Origin of the sequence: Candidatus Pelagibacter communis (assembly GCF_001179845.1) — a bacterium.
Lineage (GTDB): Bacteria > Pseudomonadota > Alphaproteobacteria > Pelagibacterales > Pelagibacteraceae > Pelagibacter > Pelagibacter ubique_Q.
The window spans coordinates 1-815 of sequence record NZ_CVSB01000031.1 but is presented as its reverse complement, the minus strand read 5'-3'; the positions used below and the strand labels follow the sequence as shown (position 1 = coordinate 815).

General features: G+C 35.6%; 1 pseudogene. It reads right to left on the bottom strand.

The features are described from left to right. Window positions 1–815, bottom strand: a pseudogene (locus AMN81_RS03025) (thiamine pyrophosphate-binding protein); the annotation flags it as partial.

Below are 815 nucleotides of genomic sequence, written 5' to 3'. Positions count from 1 at the left end.
CCATTCTTCTCCAGCTTTCCAACTACCTAACGCTTGTGAAAGTTCGGTTAATGAAACTTTAGCATCTCCAATGACCGCTTGTGCTAAATGTTTGTTAGCATCAAATCTTGATACATTTATTGAAACTAGTTTAAAATTTTCGTTTTCAAAATTTGCCCATGAACCAGTTGTAAAATCTGCAAGTTTGGTTCCAACTGCAATTGCTAAATCTGTTTCTTTTGCTAATGTATTTGTATTTTTTCCACCTAAACCGCCAATCTGGCCTGCAAAATGAGAATGATCTCTTTTCATTGTAGAATATCCCATCACAGTTTGAGTTACTGGTATGTTGTGTTTAATAGCAAACTGACTTAACTCTTCCATTGCATCTGAGTAAAAAACTCCACCACCAGAAATTATAATTGGGTTCTTAGATGACTTAATTTTTTCTGCTGCTTCTTTGATTTGAAATTCATCTGGTCTTGGTCTTCTAATTGCGTGTACTCTTTCTTTAAACAATTCTTCAGGGTAATCAAAAGTTTGACCTTGTATATCTTGACTTAAAGCGATACACGCGGGACCGCAATCTGCAGGATCTAACATTGTTTGAACTGCTGCTGGGAATGATTGAATAATTTGTTCTGGTCTAGTTATTCGATCAAAATATCTTGTAACTGGTTTAAATGCATCATTGGCTGTTATTCCTGGATTATTAAAATGCTCAACTTGTTGTAAAACTGGATCTGGCATTCTATTCGCATATGTGTCTCCAGGTAAAAATAAAATTGGCAACCTGTTACTCATAGCAACTGCAGCAGCTGTAACCATATTTGTTG